The organism is Ensifer sp., assembly GCF_031989085.1.
Classification (GTDB): Bacteria; Pseudomonadota; Alphaproteobacteria; order Rhizobiales; family Rhizobiaceae; genus Ensifer.
The window spans coordinates 1,181,521-1,195,391 of record NZ_DALZXU010000001.1 but is presented as its reverse complement, the minus strand read 5'-3'; the positions used below and the strand labels follow the sequence as shown (position 1 = coordinate 1,195,391).

The window sequence follows — 13,871 nt, the reverse complement described above, 5'->3', positions numbered from 1 at the left end:
GAGGCGCTGGTCAGCCGAGTTCGAAGGTGGTGACGCCGTAAATGCGGGCAAGCGGCAGATCGGGCGCGGCGCCGCGATACATGCGTGCCGTCTCGAATACCGGCTTCATGTTGTAACGCTCGCAAAGCGCCCGCGCCGAGGCATTCGGCTCGGGAATGTCGAGAAAGATCTCCTCGCCCTTCACCGTCGTCGCAAGCTTGCGAAAGATCAGATCGGCGGCCGTCTCGCTTTCGGAAAACAGCGGACCGATCCGGTAGCCCTGCCGGCACGCGCGCAGCGTGCCATAGCCGGAAATCGCACCGTCCCGGAGGAGAACCATGCTTCGCCGCGTCCGCCCCGGTCTCAACCACTCGCCAAGAAACGTTTCGCGCCGGGCCCGCGTGAACCGGCTGTCGTAGTCGATCAACATCGGCATGTGGATCGGCGCCACCTCCACCAGTTCCGTTCCCGGGGGCTCGACCACATCGACGATGCCACCGTAACGGATATTGGCGTGGGCGAGCGCGAAACCCGACCGGCGATAGTTCTCCTGTTCGGCAACGACACCATCGAGACCGACGACGCGCTGCCCGGCTGCCGCCAGCGCCTGCTGCCACATTTGGCTGCCGATGCCCTGCCGCCGAAACTCCGGCGCGGTGATATAGAAACCAAGGAAGGCGAAAGCCTCGTCGTAGCGCACCATCGAGATCGAGGCCGTGAGCCTGCCCTCGAGGTCCGCCACCCAATATCCATCCGGGTCGGCGGCCCAGAATGCCGGGGCATCATCGAGCCCAGGGTTCCAGCCCTCGCGGGCCGCCCAATCGATGAGGGCATCGAGTTCGTCGCGGCGGGCGTTGCGGATGTGATGCTGCATAACCTCTCCTCGTCCTCCCGAACGTCGCTCCGGCCTGCTCGGTCGCGAACCGGTATCATGGATTGTAGTAGCTAGGGCGAAGACAATCGGAGAAAATGGGCATCGATCCGGTTTGTTTGCAGAGCGGCAAGCCCCTTCGCCGGTGCTTGCCCGCTTCGCGCAATCTGCTACAAGAACCGATAATAAATCATACTAATATGAGCGAAACACCATGCCTCCTATCCAGATTGCGCTTGTCGGCATCGGCAAGATCGTTCGTGACCAGCATTTGCCGGCGATTGCCAAGAATGGCGACTACCGCCTGATCGCGGCTGCAAGCCGCCACGGCACCGTCGACGGCATCGACAATTTCAAGTCGATCGAAGCGATGCTGGAGGCCGTACCGGCCATCGAAGCGGTGTCGCTCTGCATGCCGCCGCAGTACCGTTACGAGGCAGCGCGCGCAGCCCTTGACGCCGGCAAACATGTCTTCCTCGAAAAGCCGCCGGGCGCCACGCTCAGCGAAGTGGCGGATCTGGAAGCGCTGGCGACGTCCAAGGGACTATCGCTGTTTGCAAGCTGGCATTCGCGCTATGCGCCGGCCGTGGAGGCCGCCAAGGCGTTTCTGGCCGCGACCACCATCCGCGACGTGAAAGTCATTTGGAAGGAAGACGTGCGCCACTGGCACCCGAACCAGGAATGGATCTGGGCGGCCGGCGGTCTAGGGATTTTCGATCCGGGCATCAACGCGCTGTCGATCGTGACCCATATCCTGCCGCGGCCGCTGTTCATCACCGCCGCCACGCTGGAATTCCCGGAAAACCGCGATGCTCCGATCGCCGCCGCGATCGCCTTTACCGATGCGAACAAGCTGCCGGTCTCAGCGGAGTTCGACTGGCGCCAGACCGGCAAGCAGAGCTGGGATATCGTCGCCAACACCGATGCCGGCGAAATGGTGCTTTCGGAGGGTGGCGCGAAACTCGCCGTCGACGGCAAGATCGTGCACGAGGAGCCGGAGCAGGAATATCCGATGCTCTACAAGCGCTTCGCCGAGATCATCAGGGCCAAGACATCGGACGTCGACCTGGCGCCGCTGCGCCATGTGGCGGATGCGTTCATGCTCGGCCGTCGCAAATTCGTCGAGGCCTTTCACGATTGAGCGCTGAAAACGCCTGAAACGACAAAGCCCGCGGTTTCCCGCGGGCTTTGTCGTTTGCGCGATACGGCGCACGCACCGCTCAGGCTTTCTTTTCCCAGCGGCCGTCGCGATTCTGCTGCCAGTAGGTCAGGCTGTGGCCCTCCCCCTTCAGCCGTTTCCAATGGCCGCGCGCTGCTTCCAGCTGCTGCTGGTCGTAGCCGTCGAACATGAAGACGATGCGTTCATAGGCTTCGACCGGCGGCGGATTGGCGCCGTCGATGATGAAGCGAACGGTTGCGGCATTGTGGTTGCCATCGTCGGCCACCAGCAACACCGGCTGTGCGGCCGCCTGTTCTCCGGCATCGGTGCCGTGCGGCAGGAAGCTGTCGTCCCGGTAGACCCAGAGATGGGTGTCGAGCGCATCGCGCCGATCGGCGTCGACCGTCTGCACCGTCACCCGCCAGCCGCGCTCGACGCTCTTGTCGAGCAGCGGCGGCAGCGCGTCCTCGAGCTTCGATTCCGTCAGGTGATAGAAAAGGATTTCGGTCATGCCGATGCCTCCCCGGACGTCACCACGGCTGAGCGCGACACTCAGGACTCGTAGCTCGCATGGACCAGCTCGTCGAGCAGGCGGACGCCGAAGCCTGAGGCCCAGGACTGGTTGACCTCGTCAATCGGCGAGCCCATCGCGGTGCCTGCCACATCGAGATGCGCCCAGGGCGTATCGCCGACGAAGCGCTTCAGGAACTGGGCCGCGGTAATCGCGCCGCCATATCGCCCGCCGGTGTTTTTCATGTCGGCGAACTTGCTGTCGATCATCTTGTCGTATTCCTTGCCGAGCGGCATGCGCCAGAGGCGCTCCTGCGTGGCAACGCCAGCGGCAAGCAGTTGCCCGGCCAGGCGGTCATCGTTGGAAAACAGGCCGGCGTGATGGGTGGCGAGCGCGACCATGATCGCGCCGGTCAGCGTCGCAAGATCGATCATCGCCTGCGGCTTGAAGCGGTCGTTGCAATACCAGAGCGCATCGCAGAGTACCAAACGCCCCTCGGCATCGGTGTTGATGATCTCGATCGTTTGTCCGGACATCGACGTCACGATATCACCCGGGCGCTGGGCGCTGCCATCCGGCATGTTTTCCACAAGCCCGATGATGCCGACGACGTTGACCTTGGCGTGGCGGGCAGCCAGCACATGCATCAGTCCGGTTACCGCCGCAGCGCCACCCATGTCGCCCTTCATCTCTTCCATGCCGGCCGCCGGCTTGATCGAGATGCCGCCGCTGTCGAACACGACGCCCTTTCCGATAAACGCGATCGGCCGATCCTTGGCCTTGCCACCCTTCCATTGCATCACCACCAGCCGTGGCGGACGGGTCGAACCCTGGGCAACGCCGAGCAGCGCACCCATTCCAAGTTTCTTCATGTCCTTCTCGGTGAGGATTTCCACCTCGACGCCGAGTTCCTCCAGTTCCTTCGCCTTGGCGGCAAATTCGAGCGGGCCGAGCACGTTTGCCGGCTCGTTGACCAGGTCGCGGGCGAGGAAGACACCTTCGCCGACCGCCTGGGCCGTCGCAAAGGCCTTCTTGGCCGCGATCACCGCGGCGGTCACGATGGTGACCTTCATCGGCTTGCCTGCCGATTTGGCATTGTCGTCGGCCTTCTTCGTCTTGTAGCCGTCGAAGCTGTAGGCGTTCATTTCCATGCCGAGCGCGAAGTCCGCCGCCGCCTTGCCGGAGACTTCGAGATCGGGAACGTCGATGAAGATCGTCGCCTTGTCGGCGCCGCGCAGTTTTGCAGCCGCAGCCCCACCGGCCTTCAGCCAGTCATGATCGGTCAGCGCATCGGCTTCACCGAGACCGAGGACGACGATGCGGTCGGCCGGCGAGCCATGCGGGGCTATGATGTCGAGGGTCGAGAACGCCTTGCCGCTGAACTTCTTAACCTTGGAGGCCTTGGCCAGAACGCCTTCCGGGTCGGCGATATCGGCGCCGGCGGCCTGCCCCGCGGCGGCCATCAGCAATACGGCAGCTCCCCCCGCCAGGCGATGAGACTTGGCGAAGGTGAACTCAAATTTCATGGACATTACAAAACTCCGGGAATTTCTCGGTCTGACACGACGCACCCTGTTACCGGGCGGTTACAGTGACGAACATTCGCTGCGTTTGTCACCGTCAAAGCTGTGGTCCGCACCCTTCTCGCTTTTCAACAGCTTGGCAAGATGCCCGCAGATGTTTACATGCGGTTAACCGAGGTTCTTCGCCTTAAATTATCCCAGTTGCTTTACAATTTGAGCAACCGCGGACGTGAGACGGAAGCGCGGTTCCCGCTGATGGCGGCGGCAGAAAGAAGCGTTTCGATGCGGCGGTGCGGCACAGAAACATGAGCAGGGATTTGGACCGGAAACGGACATGAAGCTGATCGAACGCTACATTTTCCGGCGTGCCCTGACCATGTTCCTCGCAACACTATTGCCGTTGCTCGGCATCGTGTGGACGACGCAGGCCCTGACCAACGTCAACCTCGTTACCGATAGCGGACAGTCCGTCTTCGCCTTTCTCAAGCTCGCGACACTCATCCTGCCTTCGGTCGTGCCGATCATCCTGCCCTTCGCGCTGGTCATCGGCGTGACACAGACGCTGTCGACGATGAATACCGATTCGGAGCTCACGGTGCTCAACGCCGCCGGAAGCTCGCGCATGACGATCATTCGCCCGATCATCTATCTGGCAGCCGGCCTGAGCGTGCTCTCCTTCGTGGTCGACAATTTTGTCGAGCCCTATTCCCGCGTCGCGGTGCGCAAGATGCTGGCGACGGCCAATGCCGACCTGCTTTCCTCGGTCGTCCAGGAGAATGCTTTCCGCAAGATCGCCGACGGTCTCTATGTCCAGGTGGGCGGACGGCGCGGCGGCGGCGTGCTCGAGGGGATTTTCGTTGCCGATTCGCGCAACCCCGCTTTTGAGCTCGTCTATTACGCCCGCGAAGGCGCGGTGGACGAAAAGAGCTCGGCGCTGGTGATGAAGGACGGCGAAGTGCAGCGCAAGCTGCCGGATGGCGGCGTGTCGATCATCAAGTTCGATTCCTACGCCTTCGACCTCGCCGACATGACCAAGGCAACGCGCGAAGCGACGATCCGGGCCAAGGATCGCGATCTTCCCAATCTCTTCAACCCGGACCCGAACGATCCGGTCTACCAGAACAATCCGCTTGCCTTCACCGCGGAGCTTCATCGCCGCCTGACGGAGTGGACCTTCCCGCTGCTGTTCGGCCTGATCGCGCTGGTATTTTGCAGCGATGCGCGGTCGCACCGCGAGGCGCGCGTCCATCCGATGGTCAGCGCGCTCGGCTCAGCGCTCGTGATCCGGTGGATGACGTTTTATGCCGGCAACAGCGCCGAGGATTCTGTCTGGTTCGTGCCGCTGATGTATATCGTGCCTCTGGCGACCGGCGCCCTTGCCATTCATCAGCTCGTCAGCAACCGTCGCCTCGACATCCCGATGACCTGGCAGGAAAAGCTGTCGGAGCTCATGGTTCGGCTTCGCCTCGTCCGGCCAACGTCCGACGGGGGTAACGCATCATGATCTTCACCACGCTCGGCCGCTACTTCCTGACGCGCTACGTTGTCACGACCTTCTGGTTTCTGGTCGGCATCTTCTCGCTGGTCTTCATCATCGATTTCAGCGAACAGGCAAGCCGCCTGTCCGGCCTTCCGAAGTACTCGATCATGGGCGCGCTGCTGATCAGCGCCTTCCGCATTCCGACCATTCTGCAGCAGACGATACCCTTCGTGGCGTTGTTTTCGGCGATGGCGGCGCTGATCTCGCTCAACCGGCGATACGAGCTCGTGGTCACCCGGGCAGCCGGCATCTCGGTCTGGCAGTTCCTGCGTCCGTTTGTCCTTGGCGCATTCCTGTTCGGCGTCCTCGCCGTGCTTGCCCTCAATCCGCTTGCCGCCTGGGGCGCCAAGAAGGAAGAGGCGATGCTTGCGGCCCTTGGCTCCTCGCGCACGTCGGATGCGGGTTCGATCCCGTGGCTGCGCCAGATCTACGAAGGCACCGATACGATCATCGGCGCACGCTCGGTTCAGGACGGCGGCACGACGCTTCTCAACGTCACCGTCATCCACTTCGATCCACAGGGTTCGATCAATCTGAGACAGGATGCGGCCTCTGCGAAACTGGAAGATGGTTACTGGCTTCTTAACGACGTCACGGAAACGATCAGCGGACAGCTTCCAAGGCGTCTGCAAACGGCACAGCTGCGCACCAACCTGAAGCCTGAGTTTGTTCAGGAAAGGCTTGCGAAAGCTGATTCTATTCAGTTTTTCGACCTGTTGCGGAAGATTGAAGTGGCCCGCTCCTTCGGCTTCTCGACCAACGGCATGGAAACCCAATTCCACTCTCTTTTGTCACTGCCTCTGCTTCTCGTAGCCATGACGCTGATTGCGGCGTGCGTGTCGCTGAAATTTAGCCGGTTCAACCAATCGCGCTCGGTAATTCTCGGTGGAATCCTCTCGGGCTTCGTGCTTTATGTCGTCACCGTGCTTGTAAAAGCATTCGGGAGCAGCGGTATTGTGCCTCCTTTCGTTGCAGCCTGGTTGCCAGTTGTTGTAGCGATGGCGCTGGGTTCGACGATTCTATTAAACCAGGAGGATGGCTAGTGGCGGCAGGCAACCGCAAACGTAAAAAGCTGATCAACGCTGCCCTGTTCGCAGGCGTGGCGCTGCAGACACTTGCCATGGGAATGGGCGCGCCCGCGCTCGCACAGCAGACTTCGGAGCGCCTTGATTCGCTGCGCCCGAACATGCCGGAAGATGCCAAGCTGCTTCTCTCCGCCAATGAGCTTGTCTATAACAAGGACGCCGAGAAGGTCATCGTGCGCGGCAACGTGCAGATCGACTACGGCGGCTACAAGATGGTCGCCCGGCAGGTCGAATACGACCAGAAGTCGGGCCGCATTCACGCCCTCGGCGACATCCAGTTGGTCGAGCCGGGTGGCAACGTCGTCTATGCGGAGAAAATGGACGTCACCGACGACTTCGGCAACGGCTTCGTCGATGCCATGCGCATCGAGACGACCGACCTGACCCGGCTTGCAGCGACCAGCGGCGAGCGCAGGAACGGCGAAGAGTTCATTTTGAACGAGGCCGTCTACACCGCGTGCACGCCCTGTTCGACAAAGCCCGACCACCGGTCGCTGTGGCACATCAAGGCCCAACGTATCGTCCAGAACGGACGCACGCGGACGATCAGGCTGGAAAACGCCCGTTTCGAGCTTTTCGGCAAGCCGATCGCCTATATCCCCGTCATGGAAATTCCCGACCATACGGTGAAGCGCAAGAGCGGCTTCCTGTTTCCGAAGTTCCGCTACACCCAGAAGCTCGGTTTCGGCGTCGGCGTTCCCTATTATTGGGCAATCTCGCCCTATATGGACGCCACCGCCACTGTGACGGGTCTCACCCGGCAGGGCTTCCTGCTCGAAGGCGAATTCCGCCAACGTTTCCACAACGGTCTCCATACCCTGAGCTTTGCTGGCATCAGCCAGATGGACAAGGAGCGCTTTACGCCCGGAACGGTCGACGCGCTCGAAACGAACCGCGGCATGATCGGCTCGAAGGCCAAGTTCGACATAAACCCGCGCTGGACGTTCGGCTGGGACGTTCTCGTCCAGACCGACAACAACTTTGCCAAGACCTACGAACTGTCGACTTTCGACGGCACGACCTACGTCAACCAGGCCTATCTGACCGGGCTCGGCAAGCGAAACTACTTCGACCTGCGCGCCTTCTATTTCGACATCCAGGACGCCGATCCGAACAGCATTGCTGAAAACCAGCAGCCTGCCGCACAGGTCCTGGATTATTCCTACAAGGCACCACAACCGGTGCTGGGCGGCGAGCTTTCGGGCACGGTGAACCTCACCAACATCAAGCGCAACCGGCTCGACCTCGATTCCATCCCGGGCGTGGTCAACCGCTATCGCGGCCTTGAAGGCACGTCGCATCGCCTGACGGCGGAACTCGAATGGAAGCGGACCTACATCGCTCCCGGCGGGATCGTGCTGACGCCCCTGCTCGCTGCGCGTGGTGATGCCATCGGCCTCAACATGACGGCTCCGGTTGGATACACCGGGGACTACAACAACAGTGATGCGGCGACGCGGCGCATGCTGACGGCAGGTCTCGAAGCACGGTATCCGATCCTGTTCGTCGGCGACAACAGCAGTCATGTTGTCGAGCCGATCGCCCAGATCTATGCCCGCCCGGACGAGCAATATGCCGGCGGCCTGCCCAATGAAGACGCGCAGAGCTTCGTCTTCGACGCGACAAACCTGTTCGATCGCGACAAGTTCTCTGGCTTCGACCGCATCGAAGGCGGCACCCGCGCCAATGTCGGTCTTCGCTATACCGGAACATTCGATAGCGGCTATGGCCTGCGCGGTATCGTCGGCCAGTCCTACCACCTCGGTGGCCTGAACTCGTTTGCGACCGACGATCTCGTCAAGGCGGGAGCGAACTCCGGCCTGGAGAGCAAGCGGTCCGACTATGTTGCGATGTTCGGGATCGACGCACCGTCCGGCCTGATGGCCAGTCTTTCGGGCCGCCTAGACGAAAAGGATCTGGCTCTGCGTCGCGCCGATGCGACCGTCGGCTATCTTGGCCTGACCTGGCAGGCGGCGATGACCTACACCCGCATCGAGGCGCAGCCGCTTTATGGCTCGCAAAGCGATCAGGACGAAATCCAGACGGCTGCCGCATACCGGTTCCACGATTATTGGTCCGTGTTCGGCGCGATCACCTATGACATCAACAGTGATGTCATCTCGCGCAACGGTTTCGGTATCACTTATGACGATCAGGACACGCTGTTCTCGATCGTCTACAAACAGGAACGCGATACCGACAGCACGCTTGCCAACGACTGGTCGATCGGCGCGCGCATCAGCTTCCGTACCCTCGGCGACGTCAATGTCGGCGATACGAAGTTCGACGAGCTGGACTACTATTGATACGCTTCGATCAGAGGGGCATTCGCCGCGCGATTGCCCCTCTTGCCCGTAATCGGGCCGGCCAGACGGTCTTGTCATCGTTTGGCCGCATGTATTATGCATTCCCTCCGACGAGATAAAACAACGGCGTGAGCCGGGATGCGGACCAGGCAGCTGGCTTTTGGCCGTGCGAAGGACAGGAAACGATGATGGGCGGGAAAATGACGATGTTGAGGACGCTTTCGGCACTGGCGCTGGCCGGCAGCCTGAGCATTGCCGTCTGCGCGAGCGCGCAGGCTGCGAGCCAGGTGAAGGTAACGGTCAACAACACCGTGATCACGTCCGGCGACATCGCCAAGCGCGTCGCGTTCCTGCGCCTGCAGCGCCAGAACGGCGGCGCAGAGGAAGCCAAGAAGCAACTCGTCGACGAAGTCTTGAAGCGTGCCGAGATCGCGCGCATCGGACAGTCGGTCAGCACCCAGGACGTGGAAGCCGCCTATGCGCGCTTTGCTTCCGGCAACAAGCTCTCGCCCGAGCAGCTCGGCAAGATCCTCGACCAGGCCGGTGTCGGCTCCGACCATTTCAAGCAGTTCATCGCAGTGCAGATGAGCTGGCCGCGCGCCGTCAATTTCCGGTTCGGCAGCGGCAACCGCCTGCAGGGCGCTGACCTCGTCAAGCGCATGATGGAAGGCGGCGGCAACAAGCCGGTAACAACAGAATATTATCTGAAGCAGGTCATCTTCGTCATTCCTGAAAAGAAGCGCGGCGCCATCACCGGCAAGCGCCAGGCCGAGGCCAACGCGGCAAGAGGCCAGTTCCCGGGATGCGACACTGCCAAGGTGTTTGCAGCGAACTACCGTGACGTCTCCGTGCGCGATCTCGGTCGCATGCTCGTCCAGCAGCTTCCGGACGAATGGAAGCCGCTGGTCGAGAAGGCCGGCGACGGCAACACGACCGGAACGCGCGTAACGGAAAAGGGCGTCGAATTCCTGGCGATCTGCAAGAAGCGTCAGGTCAACGACGACACGGCGGCCGAAATCGTCTTCCGCGCCGAGGATCTCGGCAAGAAGAAGGCCGGCGGCGAAGATCCCAACAGCGAGAAATACATCGAGGAACTGCGCAAGAAGGCGCAGATCGTCAACAAGTAAGATCAGCGGGTAAACATGCGTGACATGACCGGCGGGCCCCTCGCCCTGACCATGGGCGATCCTGCCGGGATCGGGCTGGATCTGAGCCTGACCACGTGGCTTGGCCGCCGTGAAAGCGCCACCCCGCCATTTCTCTTCATCGGTGACCCCGACGCACTGGCGGCGCGTGCTGCCTTGCTCGGTCATGCGGTCCCGGTCCGCGAGACCGATTGTGCGAACGCCACGTCGGTTTTTGCCGATGCGCTGCCGGTGCTGCCGGTGCGCTGCCCTTCCCCTGTCGTCGCTGGCGAGCCGTCTTCGGCCAATGCATCGGCGGTCACGGCCGCCATCGATACGGCGGTCAAGCTGGTCATGGACGGCAAGGCTTCGGCCGTCGTGACAAACCCGATCGCCAAGGCCGTGCTCTATGAAGCAGGCTTCCGCTTTCCCGGCCACACGGAATACCTCGCCGATCTCGCAGAGAAGGCCACAGGCGCCGCGCTGCTGCCAGTGATGATGCTCGCCGGCCCGAAGCTTCGCGCCGTGCCGGTGACGATCCATATCCCGCTGAAGGACGTGCCCGCTCAGCTCACGGCAGATTTGATCTATCGGACCTGCATCATCACCGCGACGGACCTTCGCACGCGTTTCGGTCTCGACAATCCGAGGCTGGCCATCGCCGGGCTCAACCCCCATGCGGGCGAAGGCGGCGCGCTGGGCGCGGAAGACGATGCCGTGATTTATCCGGTCGTCGAACGGCTGCGAGCCGAGGGCATCGACGCGACCGGGCCGCTGCCCGCCGACACCATGTTCCACGACCGCGCCCGCGCAACCTACGATGTGGCAATCTGCATGTACCATGATCAGGCACTGATTCCCGCCAAGGCGCTCGGTTTCGACGACAGCGTCAATGTCACGCTCGGACTACCGTTCATCCGCACGTCGCCCGACCACGGCACGGCCTTCAGCCTTGCCGGCCGGGGCATTGCCCGTGACGACAGCCTGTTTGCAGCACTGCGGCTGGCGGCGGAACTGTCCCACAATACTGCAGGAGTGATTGCCTGATGGCCGCTCTCGATGGTCTCCCGCCACTGCGCGACGTCATTCAGCGCCACGGGCTCGACGCGAAAAAGGCGCTCGGGCAGAACTTCCTGCTCGACCTCAATCTGACGCAGAAGATTGCCCGGACGGCGGGTCCACTGGAAGATGTCACCGTCATCGAGGTCGGACCTGGACCAGGCGGCCTGACACGGGCGATCCTAGCGCTCGGCGCCCGCAAGGTCGTGGCGATCGAGCGGGACGCCCGCTGCCTGCCGGCGCTTGCCGAGATCGCCGACCACTACCCCAACCGGCTCGAAGTCATCGAGGGCGACGCACTCAAGGTCGACTTTGAAGCGTTGAGCGGCGGTGGACCGGTCAAGATCATCGCCAACCTGCCCTACAACGTCGGCACGCAGCTGCTCGTCGACTGGCTGCTGCCGAAGACGTGGCCACCATTCTGGCAATCGCTGACGCTGATGTTCCAGCGTGAAGTGGGTCTACGGATCGTGGCGGACGCAGACGACGATCACTATGGACGCCTCGGCGTTCTCTGCGGCTGGCGGACGAACGCCCGCATGGCCTTCGACGTACCGCCGCAGGCGTTCACGCCCCCGCCCAAGGTCACGTCTTCAGTGGTGCATCTCGAGCCGGTGGCCAATCCGATACCGTGTGCCGTGTCATCCTTAGAGAAGGTCACACATGCGGCCTTTGGGCAGCGCCGCAAGATGCTGCGCCAGAGCCTGAAGCCTCTTGGCGGCGAGGCCCTGCTGGCGAAAGCCGATATCGATCCGCAGCGGCGGGCAGAAACGCTGTCCGTGGAAGAGTTCTGCAGGCTGGCAAACTGCCTCTAGGCGTGTGCGGACCAGGCGCAACGCGGCTTTTCATGACCGGAACTGCGTCAGGTCAGAGACATCAAGCGCTTCTGTGTTTTCGTCGAATTCGGGAACGCCCAGGGCATTCGAGCATAGGAAGGCTCTGCCGTGCTGGAAAGGCGATACCCTCGCATCCGGCCAAACGGATTCACCAAAACGGGCCTTCCCCTTGTTTCCGCGCGTTTTCCCGGCGAAGCTGTCTCTGCACATCTTGAAAGGGCTTCAGCCGCGTATACGTGAACGCACGCTTTCGGGACACGCGTTTTCGGCTGTGAACGGCCGGCTTGTGCCGGCCGTCAAATATAGTCAGAACGGGTTTTCGGTCAGAAGGCCGTTGACGAATTCGAACAGGCCGGGGCGGCGGTCGCGGCGCAGGCGTTCCGCCTCGACGATCGCCCGCACGGACGAAAAAGCCCGATCGAGATCATCGTTGAGAACGATATAATCGTATTCGCGCCAGTGCTCGATTTCGGCGCGCGAGTTGGCGAGACGCGTCGCGATCACTTCCTCGCTGTCCTCGGCGCGGCGATGCAGGCGCGATTGCAGCTCGGCCATCGACGGCGGCAGGATGAAGATCGAGACCACGTCGCCGGCCATCTTCTCCTGGAGCTGCTGCGCGCCCTGCCAGTCGATGTCGAACAGCATATCACGGCCGGCTGCCATCGCCGCCTCGACGGCGTCGCGCGGCGTGCCGTAGAAATTGCCGTGAACCTCGGCCCATTCCAGAAGCGAGTCGGTGGCGCGCAGCGCTTCGAACTCGCGGATCGACTTGAAGTGATAGTGCCTGCCGTCGATTTCGCTCGGACGGCGCTGACGGGTGGTCACGCTGACCGAGATGCTCATCTCCGGATCGGCTTCAAGCAGGTTGCGCGCGATGGTCGATTTTCCTGCGCCCGAAGGCGAGGAAATGACCAGCATCAGCCCACGGCGGGCGATCTTGATGGGCGAAGGGGTCGCCGGTTTCATGCGTTACTCCAGATTTTGAACCTGTTCGCGGAACTGATCGATCACAACCTTCAACTCGATGCCGGCGGCCGAGACCGCGGCCGCATTCGACTTGGAACAGATCGTATTCGATTCGCGGTTAAATTCCTGTGCCAGGAAATCAAGCTTTCGACCAACCGGCCCGCCTTTCGACAGCAGCTCACGGGCGGCGGCAACATGGGAACCGAGCCTGTCCAGCTCTTCCCTGAGATCGGCCTTGGTGGCAAGCAGCGCCACTTCCGCATGCAGCCGGTCGCGGTCGAGCGACGAGCCGTTGCCCATCACCAACGCCACCTGCTGCGCCAGCCTGTCGGCGATAGCCGCCGGGCTGCGCGAAGGATCGGATTCGACCGTTGCCGTCAATGTCTCGATGGTATCGACCTGCGCCAGCAGGATCTGACAAAGCGCTCCGCCCTCTTCCGTGCGCATGTCGCGCAGATCCGTCAATGCCCGCTTCAGGCCGTCCTTGATATCGTCGTCGAGCGCGGCACGCTGCGCTTCACTCTCTTCGGGTTCGCGGAAATCGACGATGCCGCGGATCGTCAGCAGTGTGTCGAACTTGAGCGGCGCGGGATCGACGAGGTCGCCGAGCTGCTCGCGCAGGTTCAGAACGGCGGTCAATGCCGCCTGGTTGACCACCGCCTCGACAGCGCTCTCCGCGCCGCTGACCGACAGGCTGATCTGCAAATTGCCGCGTGAGAAGACTTCGGCGGCAAGGCGTCGGACGTCCGGTTCGAACCGCTCGAGCCCCTGCGGCAGGCGCAGCCTGACATCGAGACCCTTGCCGTTGACGGAGCGCAGCTCCCAGGCCCAGCGATGGCGGCCACTGCTGCCTTCTCTCCGGGCAAAGCCGGTCATCGATTGGAGCGGCATCATCACCTCCGTGGCATTTTC

12 protein-coding genes are annotated in these 13,871 nt (G+C 62.2%); 7 read left to right on the top strand and 5 right to left on the bottom strand.

Translation table 11 applies throughout. From position 1 onward, the window contains the following. Positions 1 to 10 precede the first annotated feature (10 nt). A complete protein-coding gene (locus RTP54_RS05795; RefSeq protein ID WP_312361505.1) occupies positions 11 to 853 on the bottom strand; it encodes a GNAT family N-acetyltransferase in 843 nt (280 codons plus the stop codon). A 211-nt stretch (positions 854 to 1,064) separates the two neighbouring features. On the opposite strand from RTP54_RS05795, the gene RTP54_RS05790 reads away from it, so the two are divergent. Then, complete coding sequence (locus RTP54_RS05790; RefSeq protein ID WP_112810021.1) at positions 1,065 to 1,991, top strand: Gfo/Idh/MocA family protein; 927 nt, start codon at positions 1,065 to 1,067, stop codon at positions 1,989 to 1,991. Positions 1,992 to 2,070: 79 nt separating this feature from the next. Here RTP54_RS05790 and RTP54_RS05785 read toward each other — a convergent pair whose 3' ends face one another. Then, the gene (locus tag RTP54_RS05785) at positions 2,071 to 2,520 is read right to left on the bottom strand and encodes a DNA polymerase III subunit chi (RefSeq protein WP_312361504.1); all 450 of its coding nucleotides are present in this window, start codon (positions 2,518 to 2,520) and stop codon (positions 2,071 to 2,073) included. Positions 2,521 to 2,561: 41 nt separating this feature from the next. Beyond that, positions 2,562 to 4,052: a leucyl aminopeptidase gene (locus tag RTP54_RS05780; RefSeq protein WP_312361503.1), complete on the bottom strand. Its 1,491-nt coding sequence runs from the start codon at positions 4,050 to 4,052 to the stop codon at positions 2,562 to 2,564. 325 nt (positions 4,053 to 4,377) lie between these two features. Here RTP54_RS05780 and lptF point away from each other — a divergent pair, with 325 nt between their 5' ends. The 6 genes from lptF to rsmA all read left to right on the top strand — a co-directional run bounded on the left by lptF (position 4,378) and on the right by rsmA (position 11,972). Beyond that, positions 4,378 to 5,547: an LPS export ABC transporter permease LptF gene (gene lptF, locus RTP54_RS05775; RefSeq protein ID WP_312361500.1), complete on the top strand. Its 1,170-nt coding sequence runs from the start codon at positions 4,378 to 4,380 to the stop codon at positions 5,545 to 5,547. Beyond that, positions 5,544 to 6,626: an LPS export ABC transporter permease LptG gene (gene lptG / locus RTP54_RS05770; RefSeq protein ID WP_112810026.1), complete on the top strand. Its 1,083-nt coding sequence runs from the start codon at positions 5,544 to 5,546 to the stop codon at positions 6,624 to 6,626. Before lptF ends, lptG begins: the two co-directional genes overlap by 4 nt. Further along, a complete protein-coding gene (locus RTP54_RS05765; RefSeq protein WP_312361498.1) occupies positions 6,626 to 8,974 on the top strand; it encodes an LPS-assembly protein LptD in 2,349 nt (782 codons plus the stop codon). Before lptG ends, RTP54_RS05765 begins: the two co-directional genes overlap by 1 nt. Before the next feature lie 185 nt (positions 8,975 to 9,159). After that, a complete protein-coding gene (locus RTP54_RS05760) occupies positions 9,160 to 10,101 on the top strand; it encodes a peptidylprolyl isomerase (RefSeq protein ID WP_162704517.1) in 942 nt (313 codons plus the stop codon). Positions 10,102 to 10,116: 15 nt separating this feature from the next. After that, on the top strand, positions 10,117 to 11,145 hold the full coding sequence (gene pdxA / locus RTP54_RS05755; protein WP_312361496.1) for a 4-hydroxythreonine-4-phosphate dehydrogenase PdxA: 1,029 nt from the start codon (positions 10,117 to 10,119) through the stop codon (positions 11,143 to 11,145). After that, complete coding sequence (gene rsmA / locus RTP54_RS05750; RefSeq protein WP_312361495.1) at positions 11,145 to 11,972, top strand: 16S rRNA (adenine(1518)-N(6)/adenine(1519)-N(6))-dimethyltransferase RsmA; 828 nt, start codon at positions 11,145 to 11,147, stop codon at positions 11,970 to 11,972. Before pdxA ends, rsmA begins: the two co-directional genes overlap by 1 nt. Positions 11,973 to 12,299: 327 nt before the next feature. On the opposite strand, the gene gmk is transcribed toward rsmA, so the two are convergent. Next, complete coding sequence (gmk, locus tag RTP54_RS05745) at positions 12,300 to 12,959, bottom strand: guanylate kinase (RefSeq protein ID WP_112810031.1); 660 nt, start codon at positions 12,957 to 12,959, stop codon at positions 12,300 to 12,302. A 3-nt stretch (positions 12,960 to 12,962) separates the two neighbouring features. Further along, positions 12,963 to 13,850 carry a YicC/YloC family endoribonuclease gene (locus RTP54_RS05740; protein ID WP_312361494.1) on the bottom strand — a complete coding sequence of 296 codons (888 nt, stop codon included), beginning with the start codon at positions 13,848 to 13,850 and terminating at the stop codon, positions 12,963 to 12,965. Between the last annotated feature and the right edge of the window lie 21 nt (positions 13,851 to 13,871).

Excerpts from the sequence above, each read along its gene's own strand:
- RTP54_RS05790 (WP_112810021.1), top strand. The coding sequence starts at position 1,065 with ATGCCTCCTATCCAGATTGCGCTTGTCGGCATCGGCAAGATCGTTCGT.
- RTP54_RS05795 (WP_312361505.1), bottom strand. The coding sequence starts at position 853 with ATGCAGCATCACATCCGCAACGCCCGCCGCGACGAACTCGATGCCCTC.
- pdxA (WP_312361496.1), top strand. The coding sequence starts at position 10,117 with ATGCGTGACATGACCGGCGGGCCCCTCGCCCTGACCATGGGCGATCCT.
- rsmA (WP_312361495.1), top strand. The coding sequence starts at position 11,145 with ATGGCCGCTCTCGATGGTCTCCCGCCACTGCGCGACGTCATTCAGCGC.
- lptF (WP_312361500.1), top strand. The coding sequence starts at position 4,378 with ATGAAGCTGATCGAACGCTACATTTTCCGGCGTGCCCTGACCATGTTC.
- lptG (WP_112810026.1), top strand. The coding sequence starts at position 5,544 with ATGATCTTCACCACGCTCGGCCGCTACTTCCTGACGCGCTACGTTGTC.
- gmk (WP_112810031.1), bottom strand. The coding sequence starts at position 12,959 with ATGAAACCGGCGACCCCTTCGCCCATCAAGATCGCCCGCCGTGGGCTG.
- RTP54_RS05740 (WP_312361494.1), bottom strand. The coding sequence starts at position 13,850 with ATGCCGCTCCAATCGATGACCGGCTTTGCCCGGAGAGAAGGCAGCAGT.
- RTP54_RS05785 (WP_312361504.1), bottom strand. The coding sequence starts at position 2,520 with ATGACCGAAATCCTTTTCTATCACCTGACGGAATCGAAGCTCGAGGAC.
- RTP54_RS05760 (WP_162704517.1), top strand. The coding sequence starts at position 9,160 with ATGATGGGCGGGAAAATGACGATGTTGAGGACGCTTTCGGCACTGGCG.
- RTP54_RS05780 (WP_312361503.1), bottom strand. The coding sequence starts at position 4,052 with ATGTCCATGAAATTTGAGTTCACCTTCGCCAAGTCTCATCGCCTGGCG.